Annotated in this window: 18 protein-coding genes; 3 read left to right on the top strand and 15 right to left on the bottom strand. The window is 42.7% G+C overall.

Annotated features, from left to right (window positions below):
- Positions 1 to 142 precede the first annotated feature (142 nt).
- Positions 143 to 1,015, top strand: a complete 873-nt coding sequence (locus FTV18_RS02315) for an ATP-binding protein (protein WP_180016657.1) — start codon at positions 143 to 145, stop codon at positions 1,013 to 1,015.
- Positions 1,016 to 1,070: 55 nt separating this feature from the next.
- On the opposite strand, the gene FTV18_RS02310 is transcribed toward FTV18_RS02315, so the two are convergent.
- From FTV18_RS02310 to tsaD, 3 genes are all read right to left on the bottom strand, one after another.
- Positions 1,071 to 2,114 (bottom strand): hypothetical protein, encoded by a 1,044-nt coding sequence (locus tag FTV18_RS02310; protein ID WP_180016658.1) that lies wholly within the window; start codon positions 2,112 to 2,114, stop codon positions 1,071 to 1,073.
- A gap of 517 nt (positions 2,115 to 2,631) precedes the next feature.
- A complete protein-coding gene (locus FTV18_RS02305; RefSeq protein WP_180016659.1) occupies positions 2,632 to 3,570 on the bottom strand; it encodes a sensor domain-containing diguanylate cyclase in 939 nt (312 codons plus the stop codon).
- A gap of 209 nt (positions 3,571 to 3,779) precedes the next feature.
- Positions 3,780 to 4,796 (bottom strand): tRNA (adenosine(37)-N6)-threonylcarbamoyltransferase complex transferase subunit TsaD, encoded by a 1,017-nt coding sequence (tsaD, locus tag FTV18_RS02300; protein ID WP_159123897.1) that lies wholly within the window; start codon positions 4,794 to 4,796, stop codon positions 3,780 to 3,782.
- A 146-nt stretch (positions 4,797 to 4,942) separates the two neighbouring features.
- Between tsaD and rpsU the strand changes: the two genes are divergently transcribed.
- Together rpsU and FTV18_RS02290 are read left to right on the top strand one after the other, a co-directional pair.
- A complete protein-coding gene (gene rpsU, locus FTV18_RS02295; RefSeq protein ID WP_001136722.1) occupies positions 4,943 to 5,158 on the top strand; it encodes a 30S ribosomal protein S21 in 216 nt (71 codons plus the stop codon).
- A 33-nt stretch (positions 5,159 to 5,191) separates the two neighbouring features.
- Positions 5,192 to 5,638, top strand: coding sequence for a GatB/YqeY domain-containing protein (locus FTV18_RS02290; protein ID WP_004782432.1), 447 nt, complete (start codon positions 5,192 to 5,194; stop codon positions 5,636 to 5,638).
- Positions 5,639 to 5,718: 80 nt separating this feature from the next.
- On the opposite strand, the gene FTV18_RS02285 is transcribed toward FTV18_RS02290, so the two are convergent.
- From FTV18_RS02285 to FTV18_RS02230, 12 genes are all read right to left on the bottom strand, one after another.
- The gene (locus FTV18_RS02285; RefSeq protein WP_180016660.1) at positions 5,719 to 6,078 is read right to left on the bottom strand and encodes a hypothetical protein; all 360 of its coding nucleotides are present in this window, start codon (positions 6,076 to 6,078) and stop codon (positions 5,719 to 5,721) included.
- Between the two features lie 101 nt (positions 6,079 to 6,179).
- A complete protein-coding gene (locus FTV18_RS02280; RefSeq protein WP_171521883.1) occupies positions 6,180 to 7,622 on the bottom strand; it encodes a M48 family metalloprotease in 1,443 nt (480 codons plus the stop codon).
- An 85-nt stretch (positions 7,623 to 7,707) separates the two neighbouring features.
- Positions 7,708 to 8,688, bottom strand: a complete 981-nt coding sequence (locus FTV18_RS02275; RefSeq protein WP_180016661.1) for a D-glycerate dehydrogenase — start codon at positions 8,686 to 8,688, stop codon at positions 7,708 to 7,710.
- 22 nt (positions 8,689 to 8,710) lie between these two features.
- Entirely contained in the window at positions 8,711 to 9,358 is a 648-nt protein-coding gene (locus FTV18_RS02270) for a hypothetical protein (RefSeq protein WP_166138416.1), read from the bottom strand.
- Positions 9,359 to 9,567: 209 nt separating this feature from the next.
- Complete coding sequence (locus FTV18_RS02265) at positions 9,568 to 11,457, bottom strand: M48 family metalloprotease (RefSeq protein WP_180016662.1); 1,890 nt, start codon at positions 11,455 to 11,457, stop codon at positions 9,568 to 9,570.
- A gap of 91 nt (positions 11,458 to 11,548) precedes the next feature.
- Entirely contained in the window at positions 11,549 to 13,084 is a 1,536-nt protein-coding gene (gene purF / locus FTV18_RS02260; protein WP_004782444.1) for an amidophosphoribosyltransferase, read from the bottom strand.
- A gap of 24 nt (positions 13,085 to 13,108) precedes the next feature.
- Positions 13,109 to 13,690: a CvpA family protein gene (locus FTV18_RS02255; protein WP_005235088.1), complete on the bottom strand. Its 582-nt coding sequence runs from the start codon at positions 13,688 to 13,690 to the stop codon at positions 13,109 to 13,111.
- 5 nt (positions 13,691 to 13,695) lie between these two features.
- Positions 13,696 to 14,697: a quinone-dependent dihydroorotate dehydrogenase gene (locus FTV18_RS02250; protein ID WP_005235085.1), complete on the bottom strand. Its 1,002-nt coding sequence runs from the start codon at positions 14,695 to 14,697 to the stop codon at positions 13,696 to 13,698.
- 90 nt (positions 14,698 to 14,787) lie between these two features.
- Positions 14,788 to 15,267, bottom strand: a complete 480-nt coding sequence (gene gspM / locus FTV18_RS02245) for a type II secretion system protein GspM (RefSeq protein ID WP_004782448.1) — start codon at positions 15,265 to 15,267, stop codon at positions 14,788 to 14,790.
- Positions 15,267 to 16,409 carry a type II secretion system protein GspL gene (gene gspL / locus FTV18_RS02240; protein WP_166138419.1) on the bottom strand — a complete coding sequence of 381 codons (1,143 nt, stop codon included), beginning with the start codon at positions 16,407 to 16,409 and terminating at the stop codon, positions 15,267 to 15,269. Before gspL ends, gspM begins: the two co-directional genes overlap by 1 nt.
- Positions 16,410 to 16,438: 29 nt before the next feature.
- Positions 16,439 to 16,894: a phosphohistidine phosphatase SixA gene (gene sixA / locus FTV18_RS02235; protein WP_166138422.1), complete on the bottom strand. Its 456-nt coding sequence runs from the start codon at positions 16,892 to 16,894 to the stop codon at positions 16,439 to 16,441.
- A 73-nt stretch (positions 16,895 to 16,967) separates the two neighbouring features.
- Positions 16,968 to 18,041 (bottom strand): NAD(P)H-dependent glycerol-3-phosphate dehydrogenase, encoded by a 1,074-nt coding sequence (locus FTV18_RS02230; protein ID WP_034704062.1) that lies wholly within the window; start codon positions 18,039 to 18,041, stop codon positions 16,968 to 16,970.
- Positions 18,042 to 18,069 lie beyond the last annotated feature (28 nt).

Genomic DNA, 18,069 nt, shown 5'->3' with positions numbered 1-18,069 from the left:
ACAAAAAACAGGCATCTATTTTCTTTGTACTACAATAACGAAAATTCACCACTTTAAGCAAATTATCACACTTTCCAGACTTTGACTGTGAATTTTACAGTGATAGTATTCTAGCCATAATTGTAAAAGTACTGCTCAAATCATGGCGAAAATTGATTTACCTGACAATATCTTAAATGCTCTTTCCACTGTTCTTCTCCAGCTCCAGCAAAGTCTGCCTGAATTAAAACAAAGTCCTGATTTTTCTGCTTATGCCTATAAATGGCAGGCTGGAGAACTCAAACCCATTCACCAGCTCAAACAGATTGAACTGGCAGATTTAAAAGGTATTGAGCGACAAAAAGAAAAAGTCATTCAGAATACTTTGCAGTTTCTAAAAGGATTACCTGCCAATGATGTCTTACTGACTGGCTCTCGCGGTACAGGCAAATCTTCGATTGTGCGTGCCTTGTTGACTGAATATGCAGATCAGGGTCTACGCCTGATCGAAATTGAACGCGATGATTTGTCAGATCTTCCACAAATTCAGCAACTGATCGCCGGTCGTCCGGAAAAGTTTATCGTCTATTGTGATGACCTGGCCTTCAATGCGGAAGATGAAAACTATCGCAGTCTGAAAAGTGTGCTAGATGGTTCATTACAGTCCGGTTCAAGTAATTTTGTGATTTATGCGACCAGTAACCGTCGTCATTTATTACCGGAATTCATGCATGAAAATACGCCAGTAACCAAAGTGGATGTGCCTCAATATACTGAGCTCCATCCACAAGAAGCGATTGAAGAAAAAATATCTCTTTCTGACCGCTTTGGGATGTGGCTGTCTTTTTACCCAATGGATCAAAATTTATATTTAGAAATTGTTGAACATTATTTGGCTAAAGCCGAGATGCCTTGGACAGATGAAGCGCGTGCTGAGGCACTACGCTGGTGTCAGGCGCGTGGTCAACGCTCAGGTCGCGCAGCCTATCAGTTCTCTAAACACTGGATTGGTTCGCAGCAGTTGAATTCTCTGTAAATTCTTCCCCAAATAAAAAAGCTCCTTGATGGAGCTTTTTTTATAAGGTTAGTTCTTATTTTTTATTGCCAATAATCGTAGACCACAACAGATCATCCAGCTCACTGCCATTGAAATAGACAGTTGCTTTTAAGGATTCAGGCTGATTCTGTTTGACCTCAATCACCTGATCATAACTGTCAGTAATTTCAAGCACACCCTCTTTCGGCAGATGCTTATAATTATTCAACACCGTTTCGTCCATCTTGAACGGTGTAGTCGTATTAAAATCAAAACCATAACGGTAATCCGCCAGATTGGGTTGACCAATAATGCTGCCGCTGCTGGTTAAGGTACGAATACCATTACTGCCACTACCATAGTCATCTACAAGGCTATAGTTGTAATTACGCACCAGCAGATATTCCTTGCTCAGCTCATCATACTCAGCGCCAGATTTGCCTGCATTCTTGTCTTCTGCTACTCGCTGAAATTCCAGACGGTCAATTTTATAGCTTTCCAATGCACCTAGATTGTTTTTGCTTTTGGTATGAACAATCGTACCTGAAATCAGATAGTCATCTTTTAGATTAAAATCAACATTGGAACCATAACGTACATTGCTAAAGGTCAAGGTCGTAGTATCACCATTGACTGTCTGGGTAATGGTTGAATCTTTGCGATAGGTTTTATCCAGAACAATACAGTTATTTTTATCTGTTTTTAATTTAAAGGTTTTCACCGCACCATTGGTATTCACCTCCGAACAGATCAGATTTGGATACTTGATGCTATTCACACCCAGATTATAAATCTTGATAATACGGCCCGTGCGTCCATAAGGATAATCCGCAAACACCTCACCAATCATATGACCTAACGCAACGTTATAGTCCGTATCATTACTGGTGCTATTGTTAATTTTATCGCGGATTTTATCGATGATATCGCGATCCTCAAAAGGAATAAATTCTTCTGAAAGTTCAGGAGAAATACTCTCCTCTGGAACATTTGGCGGTGTGGTCACTGTAGGATTATCTGAACTACCTCCACTGCCACCACATGCTGTAAGCAAGCCTGAAACCAAAACCAGCCCAAAGAATGATATCTGCTTTTTCATAAAATTTTATTCCCTAGAATTTCTTTGCATTTTTATTCAATGAGAATGAAAGATGGGCGTATTAAAATCACACAATACAAACCCAATAACTGTCGATCATATTTTTTCTGGACAGTATTTCTTACACTCTGATCGAGCACTATCTTTCTTTTAATAAATCAGGGATTAACTCTGTAATTTTAATGTATATTTCATACAACAATGATCATAAGAAAATAAGATATTACTTCTAGAGCTAGGTCTTGTTAGCTCTCATAACTAACTCTTAGAAATCAACCTAGATAACGCATATTTTCTTTGCAACAATACTTATGAAATTTGTAACTAATGGGTTAAAAAGTCGAAAAATTATCTTTTGAATGGTTGTTATGTCTAAACAATTAAATTTTGAATAAAACCTAAAAAAATAAGAATAAAAGGAAATTAATTACTTCTATTTATTGTGGGCTTAAAATTTGGCAGCTCATAGCTGAATATTCTCAGACACCTCCTTAAAAATATTAAAAATCAAAAATATTTAAACAGACTTTTTCCAGCGCTTGTACTCAAACATATTTTTGTCTGCTTGCCACTGAGCCTCAACTAAGCCAGTCGTTGGATGACGCATCGCCATACCAAATGCGGCTTCAATTTTTGCTTCGGCAAAGGCTTCAATTAAACGATCGAGCAAACGCTCAGTTCCCGTTTTGTCATTTTCTATGCTCAGGATTACGAATTCATCACCACCGATACGCGCCACAATATCATTGCTACGTACATTTTCTTGAAGGACTTGTGCTGTATGCTGAATTAATTGATCCCCTTCCTTGTGCCCCAGACTATCATTCACTTTTTTCAGGTCATTCAAGTCTATAAATAAGATCGCAGCAGGATGACCGTACTGTTTACAACGTTCTTCTTCTGCCTGTAGCAGTTTCTCCCAGGCACGACGGTTGTATAACCCAGTCAATTCATCTTTACTGGCTTGTTGCTGTAGCAGTTCTTGCTGACGAATTTGCTCATTCTGACGCAATTCAGCTTGTAAGATGGAGCTCAAAAGCTTGCTAAATAACTCGACCATGGCCAGATCCTGAATGATGGCATCTGACTTGGCTTCAGGATCAACCGCACATAATGTTCCAAATAGACTGCCATCTTCTTTAAATAGTGGTTGACCAATATAGGATTTGATGCAGAAATGCTGGTTAATTGGCGCAGTCGCATATAAAGGAATTTCTTCAGAGCGAGGCGCGATTCTTGGTCCTTTGCCTGTGACCATATGACAGCAGAAAGAATTGGCCCATTCAAATACCTGACCTGGCTGGACAGCATAGCCATGATCTTCGCTTTGCAGCACAATCCAGTCATTGTCTTCTACCCGGGTGATCATCCATAAATTAAAGCCAAAATGCTGATGCAGATATTTTAAAACTGCCTGTCCCGCATCCTGAAAACCTTTAAAACTGATATTATCCATCCGAAATAGTCTCTGCATCATTCCGCATATAATAGAGTGGGATTTCTATATTATTAAACTATTTTACGGTATCAATAAGAAAATACTTACTGTGGTAGAGTTAAAATAATTAATTTATTAATATTATTTGTTGAATATTTCTACTCCACAAAAGCAATCTAATAAAAAAAGAGGCTTAAGGCCCCTTTTCTTCATCCTGAATCTTTAAATCAAGCTTCTGCCGGATTCGTCAATTCTGTCATTGGCCAACGTGGAGTTGTGGTCACAGCCAAACCATCTTGCTGTCCGGCTTTTAGACGTTGATAACCCGCAAAGGCAATCATCGCACCATTATCGGTACACAGCGCAGGTTCTGCATAGTACACGGTGGCTTTGATTTTCGCCAAGTCTGCTTCCAGGCGTTCACGTAAACGCTTGTTGGCACTTACACCACCAGCAATCACCAGACGTTTTAAGCCAGTCTGTTTCAATGCCTTCACTGATTTTTTAACAAGTGTATCGACAATGGCTTCCTGGAAGCTCGCAGCGATATCTGCATCACGTCTTTCTTCACCGAGTTTCTTCATTTGAACAGAAACTGCAGTTTTTAAACCACTGAATGAAAACTCCAAACCTTGATGCAGCATTGGACGTGGGAAAGCAAAGGCGTTCGGGTCGCCCTGCTCAGCTAGTCTGGAAATATTCGGGCCGCCCGGATATGGCAGACCCATCATTTTCGCAACTTTATCAAATGCTTCACCCGCCGCATCATCAATCGATTCACCGAGTAATTCATATTGTCCAATACCATAAGCGGCCATGAGCTGTGAGTGACCACCAGACACCAGTAATGCCACAAATGGAAATTCCGGTGGCGTTTTAGAAAGTAATGGTGCCAGCATATGACCTTCCATATGGTGCACACCAATTGCCGGTTTATTTAAGGCAAAGGCCAAAGTCCGACCAAACAGTGCGCCAGTCATTAACGCGCCCATCAGGCCCGGACCACGGGTATAGGCCACCGCATCAATTTCAGTTTTTTTTATGCCACTTTGTTCAAGCAGTTCATTCAATAAGGGAATGAGTTTACGCACATGGTCGCGCGAAGCCAGTTCTGGTACGACGCCGCCATATTCAGCATGCAGTTTAATCTGGCTGTACAGCACCTGTCCGCGCAAACCCAACTCGCTGTCATACAGCGCAAGTCCTGTTTCATCACACGACGTTTCCAAGCCTAAAACGATCATTAAACTGCCTATAACCTGTATCAAATCTATTGCAGCAACTATTATAGACTTGTGATATGAGATGTAAATGAGTAAAATACTGACCTTCACTTGTGATCGAGGGCAATTCGGCCCTGATCTTATCCATAACTTAATGAGGATTCTTCATGCCACAAGTTAAATTGAAAGAAGGCGAACCAGTAGACGTAGCTATCCGTCGTTTCAAACGTTCATGCGAAAAAGCGGGTGTTCTTGCTGACGTTCGTAAACGTGAATTCTACGAAAAACCAACTCAAGAACGTAAACGTAAAAAAGCTGCTGCTGTTAAACGCTACCAAAAGAAATTGGCGCGTGAATCAGTACGTACTACTCGCCTTTACTAAGATTAATTTGTGATTGACTGCTTGGAATAAATAATGACTACTTTAAAAAACCAGATTACTGACGTATTGAAAGCCACCATGCGTGCCAAAGATATGTCAAAGTTGACGGTCATTCGTAGTCTGCAAGCAGCAATTAAGCAAATCGAAGTCGATGAGCGTAAAGAACTTGACGATGCTCAAGTTCTTGCGGTCATTGAAAAGCAAATTAAACAACGTAAAGAATCGATCAAAGCCTTTGAAGGCGCTGGTCGAGATGATTTAGCTAGTAAGGAACAAGCCGAAGTTGAGGTTCTCTCTCAATTTCTACCAGAAGCTATGACTGAGGAAGAACTTGATTCCCTGATTGCGCAAATAATTGAAGCGCAACAAGCTACTAGCATGAAAGATATGGGTAAGGTGATGAATTCTCTGCGTCCGCTCATAGCCGGGCGCGCCGATCCTGCACAAGTTTCAGCAAAAATTAAAGCAAAACTTGCTTAATTCCCCCATTATATTTCAAATCTAAATCTGCGTTGAACTGCCTCCATTCCGGACAGTTCTCAGCATTTCCTTATTTATTCTTACTGTAAATTACAGTCCACATTATAACGTTTCAGCAACTGCATCTCTTTTGAAGATTTTACCTGCAGTATGACATCCTGCTTGCCTAAATTTTGATACTGACGATCTAGATAAGCCCGGTTCTGGTCTGCCGCCTTATACAAACGATCCACATAACGATGCACAATCGCACAAAACTGCTGATTCTGTGATGCGCTAAAACCTTGCTGCTGCGGATTTAAACCTTTTAAAAACTGACGTGATTCTTTTTGATAATCAGCATTAATCTGCTCAACGGACTGCACGTATTCTGCCGCACTAGCCGCCAATAAATTTCCGCCACACCCCAATATCCATAAACCCAAGAATATTTTTTTCATAAAATAATTAAAATAGACAACTTAGCTTTGTCCGGATTGTAGCGTGATTTAGTGAACTTCGGCTATATCTACTGAAGCTAAAAATCATTAGAAAAATAGACTTAAATTTTAAACTGTCGCGTTTGCTGCATCTGTTTTAAACGCTGGCCAATCGTTGCCGATAAAGACTGATTGCCTTTGCTGATGCGTTGAGCATGTATTAAGGACTTAATCGCAGTTTCTTCATAGCCTGACCAGTACTCTACTTCAGCCCGATAACGCAAGACGTTGGCGGCTTTTATTGATGAATCAGGTGCTGCATTCGCTGCCAGTTGCATTAATCTCCAGCCACTAACATCACGGGTATTGCTATTTAAAAAGCGCTGCACAATCGTTCTGGCCTGATCAGGCTGTTTAGCACGAATCAGGGTTTCAGCATATTTATAATTTAAAGCACGGTTTTCCGGCATGATCCGTGCGGCTGAACTAATGCTTTTTAGCGCATTATCCAGCTGATTTTGTCCCAGATAAATATCAGTTTGAAATAACACCTGCAAAGGATGCATGTTATTGTGCTTTTTGGCTTGATCCAGTGCGACTTGTGCCGCCTGAAAGTCTCCCTGCTGAAGCTGATAAGCCGTTAAAGCCAGCTGGCCAGGAAAATCATTACGTTGCACCATTAAGTTGAGCTGTTGTTCAGTGGTCTGACGTGATAGCACCCGCGTATACCATTTAATGATTTCAAAATCCTGATCATTTAAATTACGCTTAACCGCAGGCAACTGATTGGCGCGCAAACGCGCTTCACTCATACGCTCAGTAGTTAAAGGATGCGTCAGCCAGAAATCTGGCATAAAGCTTAAACGGCTAGTGGAACGATGCATCACTTCAAAGAAATCCGCCATACTGTGCGGACTATAGCCGGCAGCATACATATATTGCATCCCGATCCGGTCCGCCTCACGTTCCTGATTACGGCTATAAGTCAATTGCTGATCCAGTAGTGCTGCCTGAGAACCCATCATCACTGCTGCACCGGCATCACCATCTGCCTGTGAAGCGACTAATGCACCCACCAGAATCCCTGCTAGGGCCAACAGTCCTTGTCCTTTAAAGGTTTCTTGCGAACGACTGTAATGACGTTGTGTGACATGTGCAATTTCATGTGCCATCACCCCTGCCACTTCATCCGTATTTCGGGCAGAATTAATCAGGCCAGCATTTAAAGCAAATAATCCGCCGGGTACTGCAAAAGCATTAATTTGCGGATCATTGATTAGCATTAAACCAATCGGTTGCTGTAATTTAGTCTGACTGAGAATGTGGGAAAATACAGAAAGCAACTGATCTTCAAGCCATGGATTCTGAATCACAGGCATTTGTTTCTGGACTTGACGATAGACCTTTTCGCCGATCATTTGTTCTTTTTGCTGATCGATCAATCCGACGCCCGCACCAATATCCGGTACAGAAAATTGTGCAGCAGGCTGATTAAAATAATTATTATCACTATGTCCTGCCGTTGCACACAGACCTAACCCGCACGCCAATACCAAACGTTTCAATGAAAAATCTCTAAAATTCAGTTTCAACCTGTCTCGAATATAGCATCGAAAAATGAGCATAGATGCAGGAAAATGTTATTTAATATTACTTAGATGAACCAATTACTTGAGGATTCACCACATAGCGTGGCACCCGCCCTTCAAGTGCATCGACCAGATTCTGATAAGCCAGCTCAGCCATTTTTCGACGCGTCGCCACTGTGGCCGAACCGACATGGGGCAAGGTAATGACATTATCCAGCTCAAATAATTCTGATTCTTTTAAAGGCTCTTTCTCATAGACATCCAGACCCGCAGCAAAGATTTGGTTGGCTTTTAAGGCTTCGATCAAAGCCTGCTCATCAATCACAGGCCCACGGGAGATATTTACCAGCACCGCATGTGGCTGCATCTGTGCCAGTTGTTCTGCTCCAATCAGTGCTTTTGACTCAGCATTTAAATCCACGGTAACCACCACGAAATCTGAGCGCTGCAAAAGCTCATTCAGAGAACAATACTGTGCACTGAGCCCTTGAGCCAATTCCGGTTTTTCATGGCGATTATGGTACAAGATATTCATATTGAAACCGTAAAATCCACGGCGTGCAACTGCTGCCCCAATATGCCCTAGCCCGATTATCCCCAGCGTTTTTCCGAAAATATCCATACCAAACTGTGCTTCACGTGTCGTGCGGTGCCATTGTCCCTGTTTGGTCCAGTGATCCAGATAAGCCACTTTGCGTGCAGCTGCCATTAACAGTGTGAATCCCAGATCTGCCGTGGTTTCAGTCAAGACATGTGGAGTATTGGTCAGATAGATATTTTTTTCATTCAGATAATCAACTTCATAGTTGTCATACCCTACACTGACACTAGAAATGATTTTAAGTCGGGTTGCTGGTGCCAGATTATCGCGATTGAGCAGTCGGCCTGCCCCAATCATGCCATCGGCATCGCGCACATGTTCCAGCAACTGTTCATGTACATTGCCCAGTTTCGGCTGTAAAGTTACTACATTAAAATTTTGTTCGAGTTTTTTCTGGACATCCTGATCGATCTGGCTAAATACAATCACTTTTTGTTTCATATGTCCCTATTCCACATCAATATTATTCTGAGTTCTCTGGCCTGTTTTGCATAAACTGCCATAAGCGTTTTTTAAGTATGGGCTGATCCAGCATTTCCTGTAAAGATGCCAGTTGAATCATTTTATTATGTGTCACATGCGGAATAGAGCCAAGGGAAATGATATTTTTTTCCAGGCTCATCATGTCCAGAAAACCCTGAATATAAGATTCAACACCCCGGCCATCTTGCAGATTCACCCAAGGAAAGGGCCAGTTCAGTTCATAAAATTCACTTTGCAGAGCACGCTGGATATTGCTCCATAAATGCTGGGTTTGCTCGGTCATTTCTGTGGCATCGATGACAATCGTGCAATGTTCCAAGCTTAAAGCCTGCAAGTTGAATGGCGGAATATGCAGAATTTCCCGCTGTTCCTGAATTGATGCAACAATTACTGGTACTTCACTTTTAACTTCAGCTTTTGCTTCAACTGTAACAGGCTCAGGCGCAATTAAAGGAGCTTTTTCTACCGGAGCAATCTGAGTCGGTTGTGGCAGGATGATTTCGCTATGTAATTCTGCTGGGGCCTGATCACGCCAGATCGAAACCTGATGCTGCTGACATACGTCGCCCTTGGGAATCCAGATATCGATTCCTAATGTTGCCAGTATGTCACGCTGATGCCCAATCATCTTTTCTTCATCACCTATTTCAGATTGAACATTTTAACGGGATTCGCTTTTCTTTGCCGAACTATTTCCAGCTTTTCACTCTCTATCTTGAGTCATTTTAACTCAAAATAGAAATCAGTTTATAAGATTACTTTTTTTCTACTGCAAGTTTGTTTATAGATCAGTTCTGGAAAGACTGGACTTAAATACATCTTATTAATTTAAAAATACTAGATAATCATCAAGCTGTTTTTCTTAAGCATTTGCTGGGTAATTTCATTGGATTCAAAGCCCAAGCGCCAGTATAAAAGCTCCATCACATCCAGCTCATCCTGAGTCATGATCCGGTCTCTCCAGAGGCAAACTTCTGCAATTCCTAACATGCTCAGACGATCACGTAATAACAATCCGGCAATATCATTTAAAATCTCGGCCAAATCAATCGGCTCATCTGAGATTTCACTATACAGCTCAAGTTCTCGCGGGCTAAGAATACGATTTAAAATCTTTTCCCGAACCTCCAGCTGATTATCGCTATTAATCTGCTGCACATGCAGCAAGGCATCAATCAGACGTACAATCTGTGGTTTGACCTCATCTAAAGACGTTGGCGTATGCATCGGCAGCAAATTCAGTTCATACTTCACCCGCTCTAGCAATAAGGCATCCAGCAAACCGATTTCACCATCTTCCTGAATAATCCTTGCCAGCTTCATTAAAAACTGCCGTGCCACCGTGGTTGGCATTCCACCAATATTTTTACAGGCTTGCTGGAAAATCGAGATATGTACCCGTCCATCCAGATTTAATAATGAATCAATAATCGCACGACTGACTTCTGCCTCGGTCGGAATAAATTCACGATATTGCCGGATCATCAAAATTGCGACCATCACCTCACGTGAACCCGTCGAAGTTTGCAAAGCACGTTCAATCAGCTCTGGACGCGGCATATTGGCACGTAGTTCAGGATTCAATGGCTTGATGGCATCTTTGATCGCAAAACTGATCGGAGACAAACGCAACAAAGGCAAAGGCTGTGGGGATTCCCAGACTGCTGTGCTTTCAGGCACGACATCTTCGAGTGAACGAAACAAACTAAACAAAGGCTGGTTTTTTAATTTCTTCAGATTTTCGAGCTGCAAATCCTGAATCAAAGCAGGATTTAATTCATAAATACGCTGATTAATATTCGGATGAATATTCAACCAGTTCTGTGGACTTAAAGAATTGGCAAAACACATATGCGAAATGGATTCGGCATATTCACTATAAATCTGTGAACCTGAATGATGCACATGAATGCGCAATAAAGTCTGAATATTGGCATCATTCTGAATCAGGCGTCGGGTTTTCTGATCATTTTTATAGGTACGTCCGCCCAATGAAATATATTTAATAAAACGCGTGATCAAAATACCCAAGCTGCCAATCAACCAGATGACTGCTCCGATTGAGACATAGAAGGTTTCAAACTTGTTTTCGCGAGGTACATCATTTCGATAAAACCCCAACTTCGCAATCTTGCTGCCCCATTGGCTAAAAGTGGTCAGACTGCTATATAGAATTTTCAGGCGGGTATTTTCAGCTGTTTCACCAGATAGAATCTTGTTAAATTCATGGCTAAGCAAGCCATAAAGTTCAATTTCATCTAGAGTCTGTAATGCACCCCAAGTCAGAATAATAGCAGTATCACGTGGACTAAAACCCGCTGTTAATGCATTGACCCCCACTTCATTCGGCAGGACATACATAGCTGGCGGTTCAATCAGGAACGTATCTGCCAGTTGAGTATTGATCCGTAGTGCAGCACTTTCTTCCGGAATACTTTCCATCTGGTTCAGTCGACGCGCGCCCATTTGCTGGGCTAAAGAATAGCCGCCGGCACGGAATGTATAAAACTCATAGATGACCGAAATAATCATCAAAAATAAAACTAGCGCAACCAGATAAGGACTAAGAACATGCCACCATATGGACTGGCCAGGATCAGCATAGAAAACAAACAGGCCAACCACTGTATTGATAATCAGAACTGTTAATAGTATCGCAATCAGACAAAAGCTGGCTAGCAATAGCATATTCTTGTTTTTGACCAAAGCATATCCTACGCTTTTCAATCTACCACCCTAACTGATCTGGTCTTTCCTTGGGCTCATCATAAAACAAAAAAGCGGGAAATTCCCGCTTTTTCATCATGATTTTAATTGCTTAGACTTCCCGTACACCGGTCAGATCAACTGATGCTGCATCAATATTCACATCAATAAAATTGTCGCCTTTTTTGGCGCCATCACTGCGTTTTTGCTCTAATTGATCGAGGTATTCAGCATTGATTCCACCTGCGACATACACACCATCAAATACAGAACAGTCAAATTCACGCAAATGAGGAACTTTTTTGGTACGTACTGCATCTTTCAGGTCTTCCAGATCCTGGAAAATCAGACGGTCAGCACCAATAATTTCACGGATTTCTTCTACACTACGTTCAGAAGCGATTAGTTCAGATTTCGCCGGCATATCAATACCGTATACGTTTGGATATTTCACCATAGGTGCCGCAGAAGCGAAGAATACTTTTTTCGCACCCGCATCACGTGCCATCTGAATAATTTCATTACAAGTCGTGCCACGCACAATCGAGTCATCGACCAGTAGAACGTTTTTGCCCTGGAACTCGAGCTCAACCGGGTTCAGTTTTTGACGTACTGATTTTTTACGCAGTTGCTGACCTGGCATGATGAAGGTACGGCCGATATAACGGTTTTTCATGAAACCTTCACGGAATTTCACGCCTAGCATATTAGCCAGTTCAAGTGCAGAAGTACGTGAAGTATCCGGAATTGGAATCACCACGTCGATGTCGTGCTCATCGCCCCACTCGCGCAGAATTTTTTGTGCCAGCTTCTCACCCATTTTCAGACGGGCTTTATACACAGAGATCCCATCAATGGTTGCATCTGGACGGGCAAAGTACACATATTCAAAAATACATGGACGGTATTCTGGATTTGCTGCACATTGCTGGGTAAAGAAATTACCGTCAGAATCAATGAAAACCGCTTCACCCGGTTCGATATCGCGTTCAACTTTGAAGCCTAGTGCCGTAATCGCTACAGATTCAGAAGCAATGATATATTCCATACCATTTTCTGTTTCGCGCGAACCATAAATTAATGGACGGATACCGTTTGGATCACGGAAGCCTACCAGACCTTGACCAGTAATCATCGCAACAACAGCATAACCACCTTTGCAACGTTCATGTACACGCGTCACAGCCTGGAAAATATCTTCAGATGTTGGTACCAGCTTGCCACGTTTTTGTAATTCGTGCGCCAGTACGTTTAGTAGCACTTCTGAATCTGAATCAGTATTCATGTGACGCAGGTCAGTTTTGAACAGGTCATCATGAATTTCTTCAGCATTGGTCAGGTTACCATTATGCGCCAGTGTAATCCCATAAGGTGAGTTTACGTAGAATGGTTGCGCTTCGGCACTGCTTGAAGTACCCGCCGTTGGGTAACGCACATGACCAATACCATAATTACCCTGTAAAGCACGCATATGACGGGTATGGAATACATCACGGACCATACCGACATCTTTACGCAGGAACAGGCGGCCTTCCTGACAAGTCACAATCCCAGCTGCATCTTGTCCACGATGTTGTAACATCGTTAATGCATCAAACAACATTTGGTTAACAGGTGATTTACCAGCTATACCAACTACTCCACACATAGCAACCTCGCAGACAAGCTAGGATTAATAAAAAGGATTATTCGTTGACGCATCTGAACTCTTGGCCTTGGATGCCGGTTCAGATGAGGAATCTGAAGGTTTCTGTGCCCCTTCAGACTTGATATGTTGCAGGGCGCCATTTGCAGCTTCTTTGGAGAGCTCTGTTGCCCAAGGCGCATATGGCAATAAGACCTGTATAAATTTGGACTGCTTCCAGTGCGGCGAACTTTCCACCCAAGGGCCAATCCCCTGCATGGTAATCAGGACAATCAGCAAACCTTTCAGGCTGCCGAAAACACCCCCCGCAAGACGATTCAGCGGACCAAGTTTCAGGGTTTTTAAAATGCGGTTGAGCAGAAAGGTGACAATCCAGGTGAGTACCACAATCATCAGAACGATAAAGGCAAAGGCTGCAATCTTCTGTACCACTGGATCTGTACTGAGAGCAACCATTGAGGGCGCAAGTAGTGTTGAATATTTCGCCGCAATAATCAAGGCAAAAATCCATCCCACTAAGTTCGCAAAGGCTTTAATAAATCCTTGGCGCAAACCGTTGAGCCCTCCAATGAGCAAGATAATCAGTAGAAAGATATCAATGGCATTCATAGGATTTAAAGCGCGGCTACACAGTCTTTAACCAGTTCCGGCCCAGTATATATGAGGCCACTATAGACTTGTACAAGGCTTGCACCAGCTTTTTTCTTGGCCAGCGCATCCGCACCTGAAAGAATACCACCCACACCAATCAATGGAATTTGTCCCTTTAATTCCTCTGCAAATGCAGCCAGACATGCCGTGCTTTTCTCAAAGACTGGCGCGCCTGATAAACCGCCCGCTTCTTCTGCATGCTCCAGACCTTCCACACCTTCACGTGACAATGTGGTATTGGTCACGATCAGACCATCAATCTTGTATTGCAATAACTGCTTGGCAATAAAGGCAATATCTTCAGCTTCAAGATCCGGTGCAACTTTTAATACCAGAGGAACGTAATGCTGATGTTCCTGAGCCAGTTCCAGCTGACGATTCTTCAGCGTTTCCAGCAATTCAGTCAGTGCATCGCCACTTTGTAAACTGCGCAGGTTCTTGGTATTTGGAGAAGAAATATTAACGGTGATATAGGAAGCATAATTATAGACTTTTTCTAAACAAATAAGGTAATCATCTACTGCTTTTTCTACCGGAGTATCAGCATTTTTACCGATATTGATTCCCAGTACACCTTTAAATTTTGCAGCTTTAACGTTTTCAATCAGTTTGTCCACACCATCATTATTAAAACCCATACGGTTAATAATCGCTTTGGCTTTCGGAAGACGGAATAAACGTGGATGAGGATTACCAGGTTGCGGGCGTGGAGTAATGGTACCAATTTCAATAAAACCAAAGCCTTGACTGGCCAAGGCATCAATATAGGCACCATTTTTATCTAACCCTGCTGCAAGACCGACCGGATTAGGAAATTCGATTCCCATACAGGTCACAGGTTTCACAGCAACATTTTGACGCATCATGCCCATTTTATGGGATGATTTTAATAGTGATAGTGTCAGCTCATGTGCACGCTCTGGTGCTAAAGAAAACAACAAAGGGCGGGCTAGAGAATACAACATATCTAGAAAAGTCTACTGCTTTTTAAGTCGGCATATTATAGGCATAGGCTGACAAAAAAACCATGCTTTGCAAATCTTTATTTTTACCAGTTATTGCACAGTCGCTGTTAATTTAATCTGCCCTGCTTCATTATTTAGTTCCATTTTCTCGATACTTAGCCCCATTTGTGCCAACTGTGTCAGGAAGTTGGCCAGCACAGAATAATTTTCATGAGACAGCATCAACTGAATTTTTCCATCCATTTGCTGTGATGCGACCGACAGCCCTTGTTGCTGAGCAATACGCTGCACTTTTTCTGCTGCATCTAATTGCAAGTCTCCTGCCGGCTTCATAGTAACAGCATTGCTTTGCATCCAGACCAGCGTATCTTTTAGATCATTTAAACGTTTCTGCTGGGTATCTGCTGCCTGATGCATTGCCCAGAGTGCACTCGCAACAGCGGTCACCAGCACAAAGATTGTGGTAAAGATTACCAGAATGCGTTCACGTGCTGACAAACGATCCAGATAATCGGTCAGTTTTTCAATTTGCAGATCCATGCGGTTCTGTAAGGTTTCAATAGCTTTCATTATTGTATTTTCACCAGTCCTACGGCGCCTGTTCCATTCGCCTGTATATTCCCCAATTCTACTTTAAAGCCCTGCTGCCCCAGTTGCTTGGTCAAAGTATTTAAACTTTCAGATGAATTGGACTGTAACTGCAGACTCAATCCAGACGGATCATAATTGACACGCTGTGCCACAATCTGGTTTTGCATCAACACCGGCCCGACTCGGCTAATGAGCTGCAAAGCCTGAGTATCCGCAGTCTGACTTTGACGAAGCTGGGCTTCAAACTGACTTTTAATATTCTGCTCAGTGACCGGATAATTTTGTCCGAACCAATATTTAAACTGGTCAATCGCCTGCATCGCAGTGGTATTGGCGACTTTTTTATATTGATACCAGCGCACCGCATCATAAGTAAACTGTAGTACTAAAATCCCAAGAAAAACCGCCGCACAGGCTTTCCAGTAACCGGAAACAGTATGATCCGATTTACCCTTTGGCAGGATATTAAATGGATGCTGTTTCGGTTTTTTTAGCATTGGCAACGTATATTGGAACGAGTTTAATTGTTCACGTGTTGCTACCGCTTCTAAACTGCTCATTTGTTCAGGGCTGAGATTGCTGACCTGATATTCCAGATCTTTAGACTGAAAATCCAGATAAAGGCTCAGATCATCCACTGACTGGCCGATATATTCAGCTTCACGTACCAGCAAATGCCCACCAATTTGTGCAATAACGCGCTGCTGCGCATGTTCAGGCACTGGCAAAACCAGAAAGTCTGGCAATAATGCAGCGAGTTTAACAGGAATCAAATTCAGGGCATGCTGCAAAGTTTCAACTGTAGAATTTGCAATCCCCAGAATACTGATCTGGTCAGGCTGCTGAAAATGATGCAGCACTTTCATGGTATCGACAGGCAGTACTACATATTCTTCTAACAGATATTTAATGCCATCATTGCCCATTTTTTTATATTGGCTCTTTGGCAAAGTCTGCTGCAAAATTTGCACATGACGACTGGGAAAAAAGACCGTCGCCTCTTCACCATGATAGGCCTGAATATCCTGAATCAGCTGCTCAAGTGTTGCAGCAGTGTTCCAGAACTCCCCCTTTGACCATTGCCAAACCCCATTGGCTTCCGGCATCCATAAATACAACATCGATTGTGTTCTACCGTTTTAATTGGTTTTTATACTGTTGGAATAAAGCTTTTAACTTGTGTTGATAAGCCTGGTGCAATCACGGCCTGATCATAAATACGTGCTTCTGATAAATGAAATGGATGAAAAGACTCAGTCACGAGAATGGAGGCAATATGCGCCACAACATTCATATGACAAACCACCGCAATGGACTCATACGGCAGTTGCGATAACCATTCAACTGCAACTTTAGCATCATCATCAGGCTTGATGGTATTACAGATCACAACGGGTACATCTTTAAAATAGTGCTGTAAATGCGCCAGAGTTTCCTGTGCACGCAATAAAGGACTGACCACAAATACTTCCGGTTTGATGATATCCTTTAAATACTGCGCTGTCTGTTCCGCCTGTTGATGCCCGCGCTCCGTTAGGGGACGTTTGCTATCATTCCCATTCACTGGTGGCGCGGCTTCGCCATGTCGCACTAAAGTCAGTTGCATCTTATTTCCCTATTTATTTGGTCGCTACGGTCATCAGTCAGCATTATAATCATCGCGCTTCCTGTGTTATAGATCAGACTTGATGATGTGGCAAGACAAATTCGACATCACTGCGATGACCATTTTTCATCAAGGATAAAGCGATCGTCAGCGGCGGCGCTCCTTCAAAGATCACTTCATACAAGGCAGTTGTAATCGGCATATACACATCCAGCTCTTCTGAACGCGCTTTTACCTGCACAATGGTGTTGATCCCTTCCGCAGTTTGACCCAGTTCAGTCGTCGCCTGCTCTAGGGTTTTACCCTTACCTAATGCATAACCAACCTGATAGTTACGACTCAGCGGACTGTTACAAGTGGCAAATAGATCACCTACACCTGAAAGCCCAAGGAAAGTCAGCGGGTTTGCACCCAGCTTGACTGCAAACCGACTCATTTCCGCTAGAGCACGGGTCAGAATCATACTCTTGGTATTCTCACCAACATTATAGGCAGCCGCCATCCCCATCGCGACCGCATAAATATTTTTCAGCGCACCGCCCAGTTCTACGCCATGTACATCATCACTGGCAAAAACACGGAATAATGCACTATGGAGTGCCTGTTGCACTGCATAACGTACCAGTTCAGATTCACTGGCAATCACCGTACCTGCCGGCTGACCTGCGACAATTTCTTTGGCCAGGTTTGGACCAGACAGCACACCATAAGGCACTTCCGGTAGTTCTTCACGAATGATGTCACTCATAAAGCTGAAGGTATTGGCCTCAATCCCTTTTGTCAGGGAAATCACGGCTTGAGATGTGATAAAAGGCTTGATCTGCTGCAACACATCACGAAAAGAATGGCTTGGAATTGCGACTAGAATAATATCGCGATCACGAACAGCCTTCTCCAGATCGGACACAGCAAGCAGATTTTCTTCCAGCTTAAAATCCGGTAGATAGCGTTTATTGATATGTGTTGCATTAATATCTTCAGCTACTTCCGGATCACGAATCCAGATCATGGTATCGCAGCCATTTCGAACCGCGGTATTGGCCATTGCAGTACCAAAACTACCACCGCCTAAAACTGTAATTCTTAAAGCCGTATTCTGGTTGACCACTACCGGTTCAATCAAATCGGTAAAATTTAATTCTGACATCTTGTTTTCTAATATCCTGTGTCTTGAA

The organism is Acinetobacter sp. YH12241, from assembly GCF_013417535.1.
GTDB lineage: Bacteria > Pseudomonadota > Gammaproteobacteria > Pseudomonadales > Moraxellaceae > Acinetobacter.
Note: the sequence above shows the minus strand (reverse complement) of the source record. Positions and strands in the feature narration are given on the sequence as shown.

Bases quoted from the DNA above. Each gene is read 5' to 3' on its own strand.
- FTV18_RS02305 (WP_180016659.1), bottom strand. From the start codon at position 3,570: ATGGATAATATCAGTTTTAAAGGTTTTCAGGATGCGGGACAGGCAGTT.
- FTV18_RS02285 (WP_180016660.1), bottom strand. From the start codon at position 6,078: ATGAAAAAAATATTCTTGGGTTTATGGATATTGGGGTGTGGCGGAAAT.
- FTV18_RS02290 (WP_004782432.1), top strand. From the start codon at position 5,192: ATGACTACTTTAAAAAACCAGATTACTGACGTATTGAAAGCCACCATG.
- sixA (WP_166138422.1), bottom strand. From the start codon at position 16,894: ATGCAACTGACTTTAGTGCGACATGGCGAAGCCGCGCCACCAGTGAAT.
- FTV18_RS02310 (WP_180016658.1), bottom strand. From the start codon at position 2,114: ATGAAAAAGCAGATATCATTCTTTGGGCTGGTTTTGGTTTCAGGCTTG.
- FTV18_RS02315 (WP_180016657.1), top strand. From the start codon at position 143: ATGGCGAAAATTGATTTACCTGACAATATCTTAAATGCTCTTTCCACT.
- FTV18_RS02255 (WP_005235088.1), bottom strand. From the start codon at position 13,690: ATGAATGCCATTGATATCTTTCTACTGATTATCTTGCTCATTGGAGGG.
- FTV18_RS02270 (WP_166138416.1), bottom strand. From the start codon at position 9,358: ATGATTGGGCATCAGCGTGACATACTGGCAACATTAGGAATCGATATC.
- gspL (WP_166138419.1), bottom strand. From the start codon at position 16,409: ATGTTGTATTTATGGATGCCGGAAGCCAATGGGGTTTGGCAATGGTCA.
- purF (WP_004782444.1), bottom strand. From the start codon at position 13,084: ATGTGTGGAGTAGTTGGTATAGCTGGTAAATCACCTGTTAACCAAATG.
- FTV18_RS02250 (WP_005235085.1), bottom strand. From the start codon at position 14,697: ATGTTGTATTCTCTAGCCCGCCCTTTGTTGTTTTCTTTAGCACCAGAG.
- FTV18_RS02230 (WP_034704062.1), bottom strand. From the start codon at position 18,041: ATGTCAGAATTAAATTTTACCGATTTGATTGAACCGGTAGTGGTCAAC.
- gspM (WP_004782448.1), bottom strand. From the start codon at position 15,267: ATGAAAGCTATTGAAACCTTACAGAACCGCATGGATCTGCAAATTGAA.
- tsaD (WP_159123897.1), bottom strand. From the start codon at position 4,796: ATGATCGTTTTAGGCTTGGAAACGTCGTGTGATGAAACAGGACTTGCG.
- rpsU (WP_001136722.1), top strand. From the start codon at position 4,943: ATGCCACAAGTTAAATTGAAAGAAGGCGAACCAGTAGACGTAGCTATC.
- FTV18_RS02275 (WP_180016661.1), bottom strand. From the start codon at position 8,688: ATGAAACAAAAAGTGATTGTATTTAGCCAGATCGATCAGGATGTCCAG.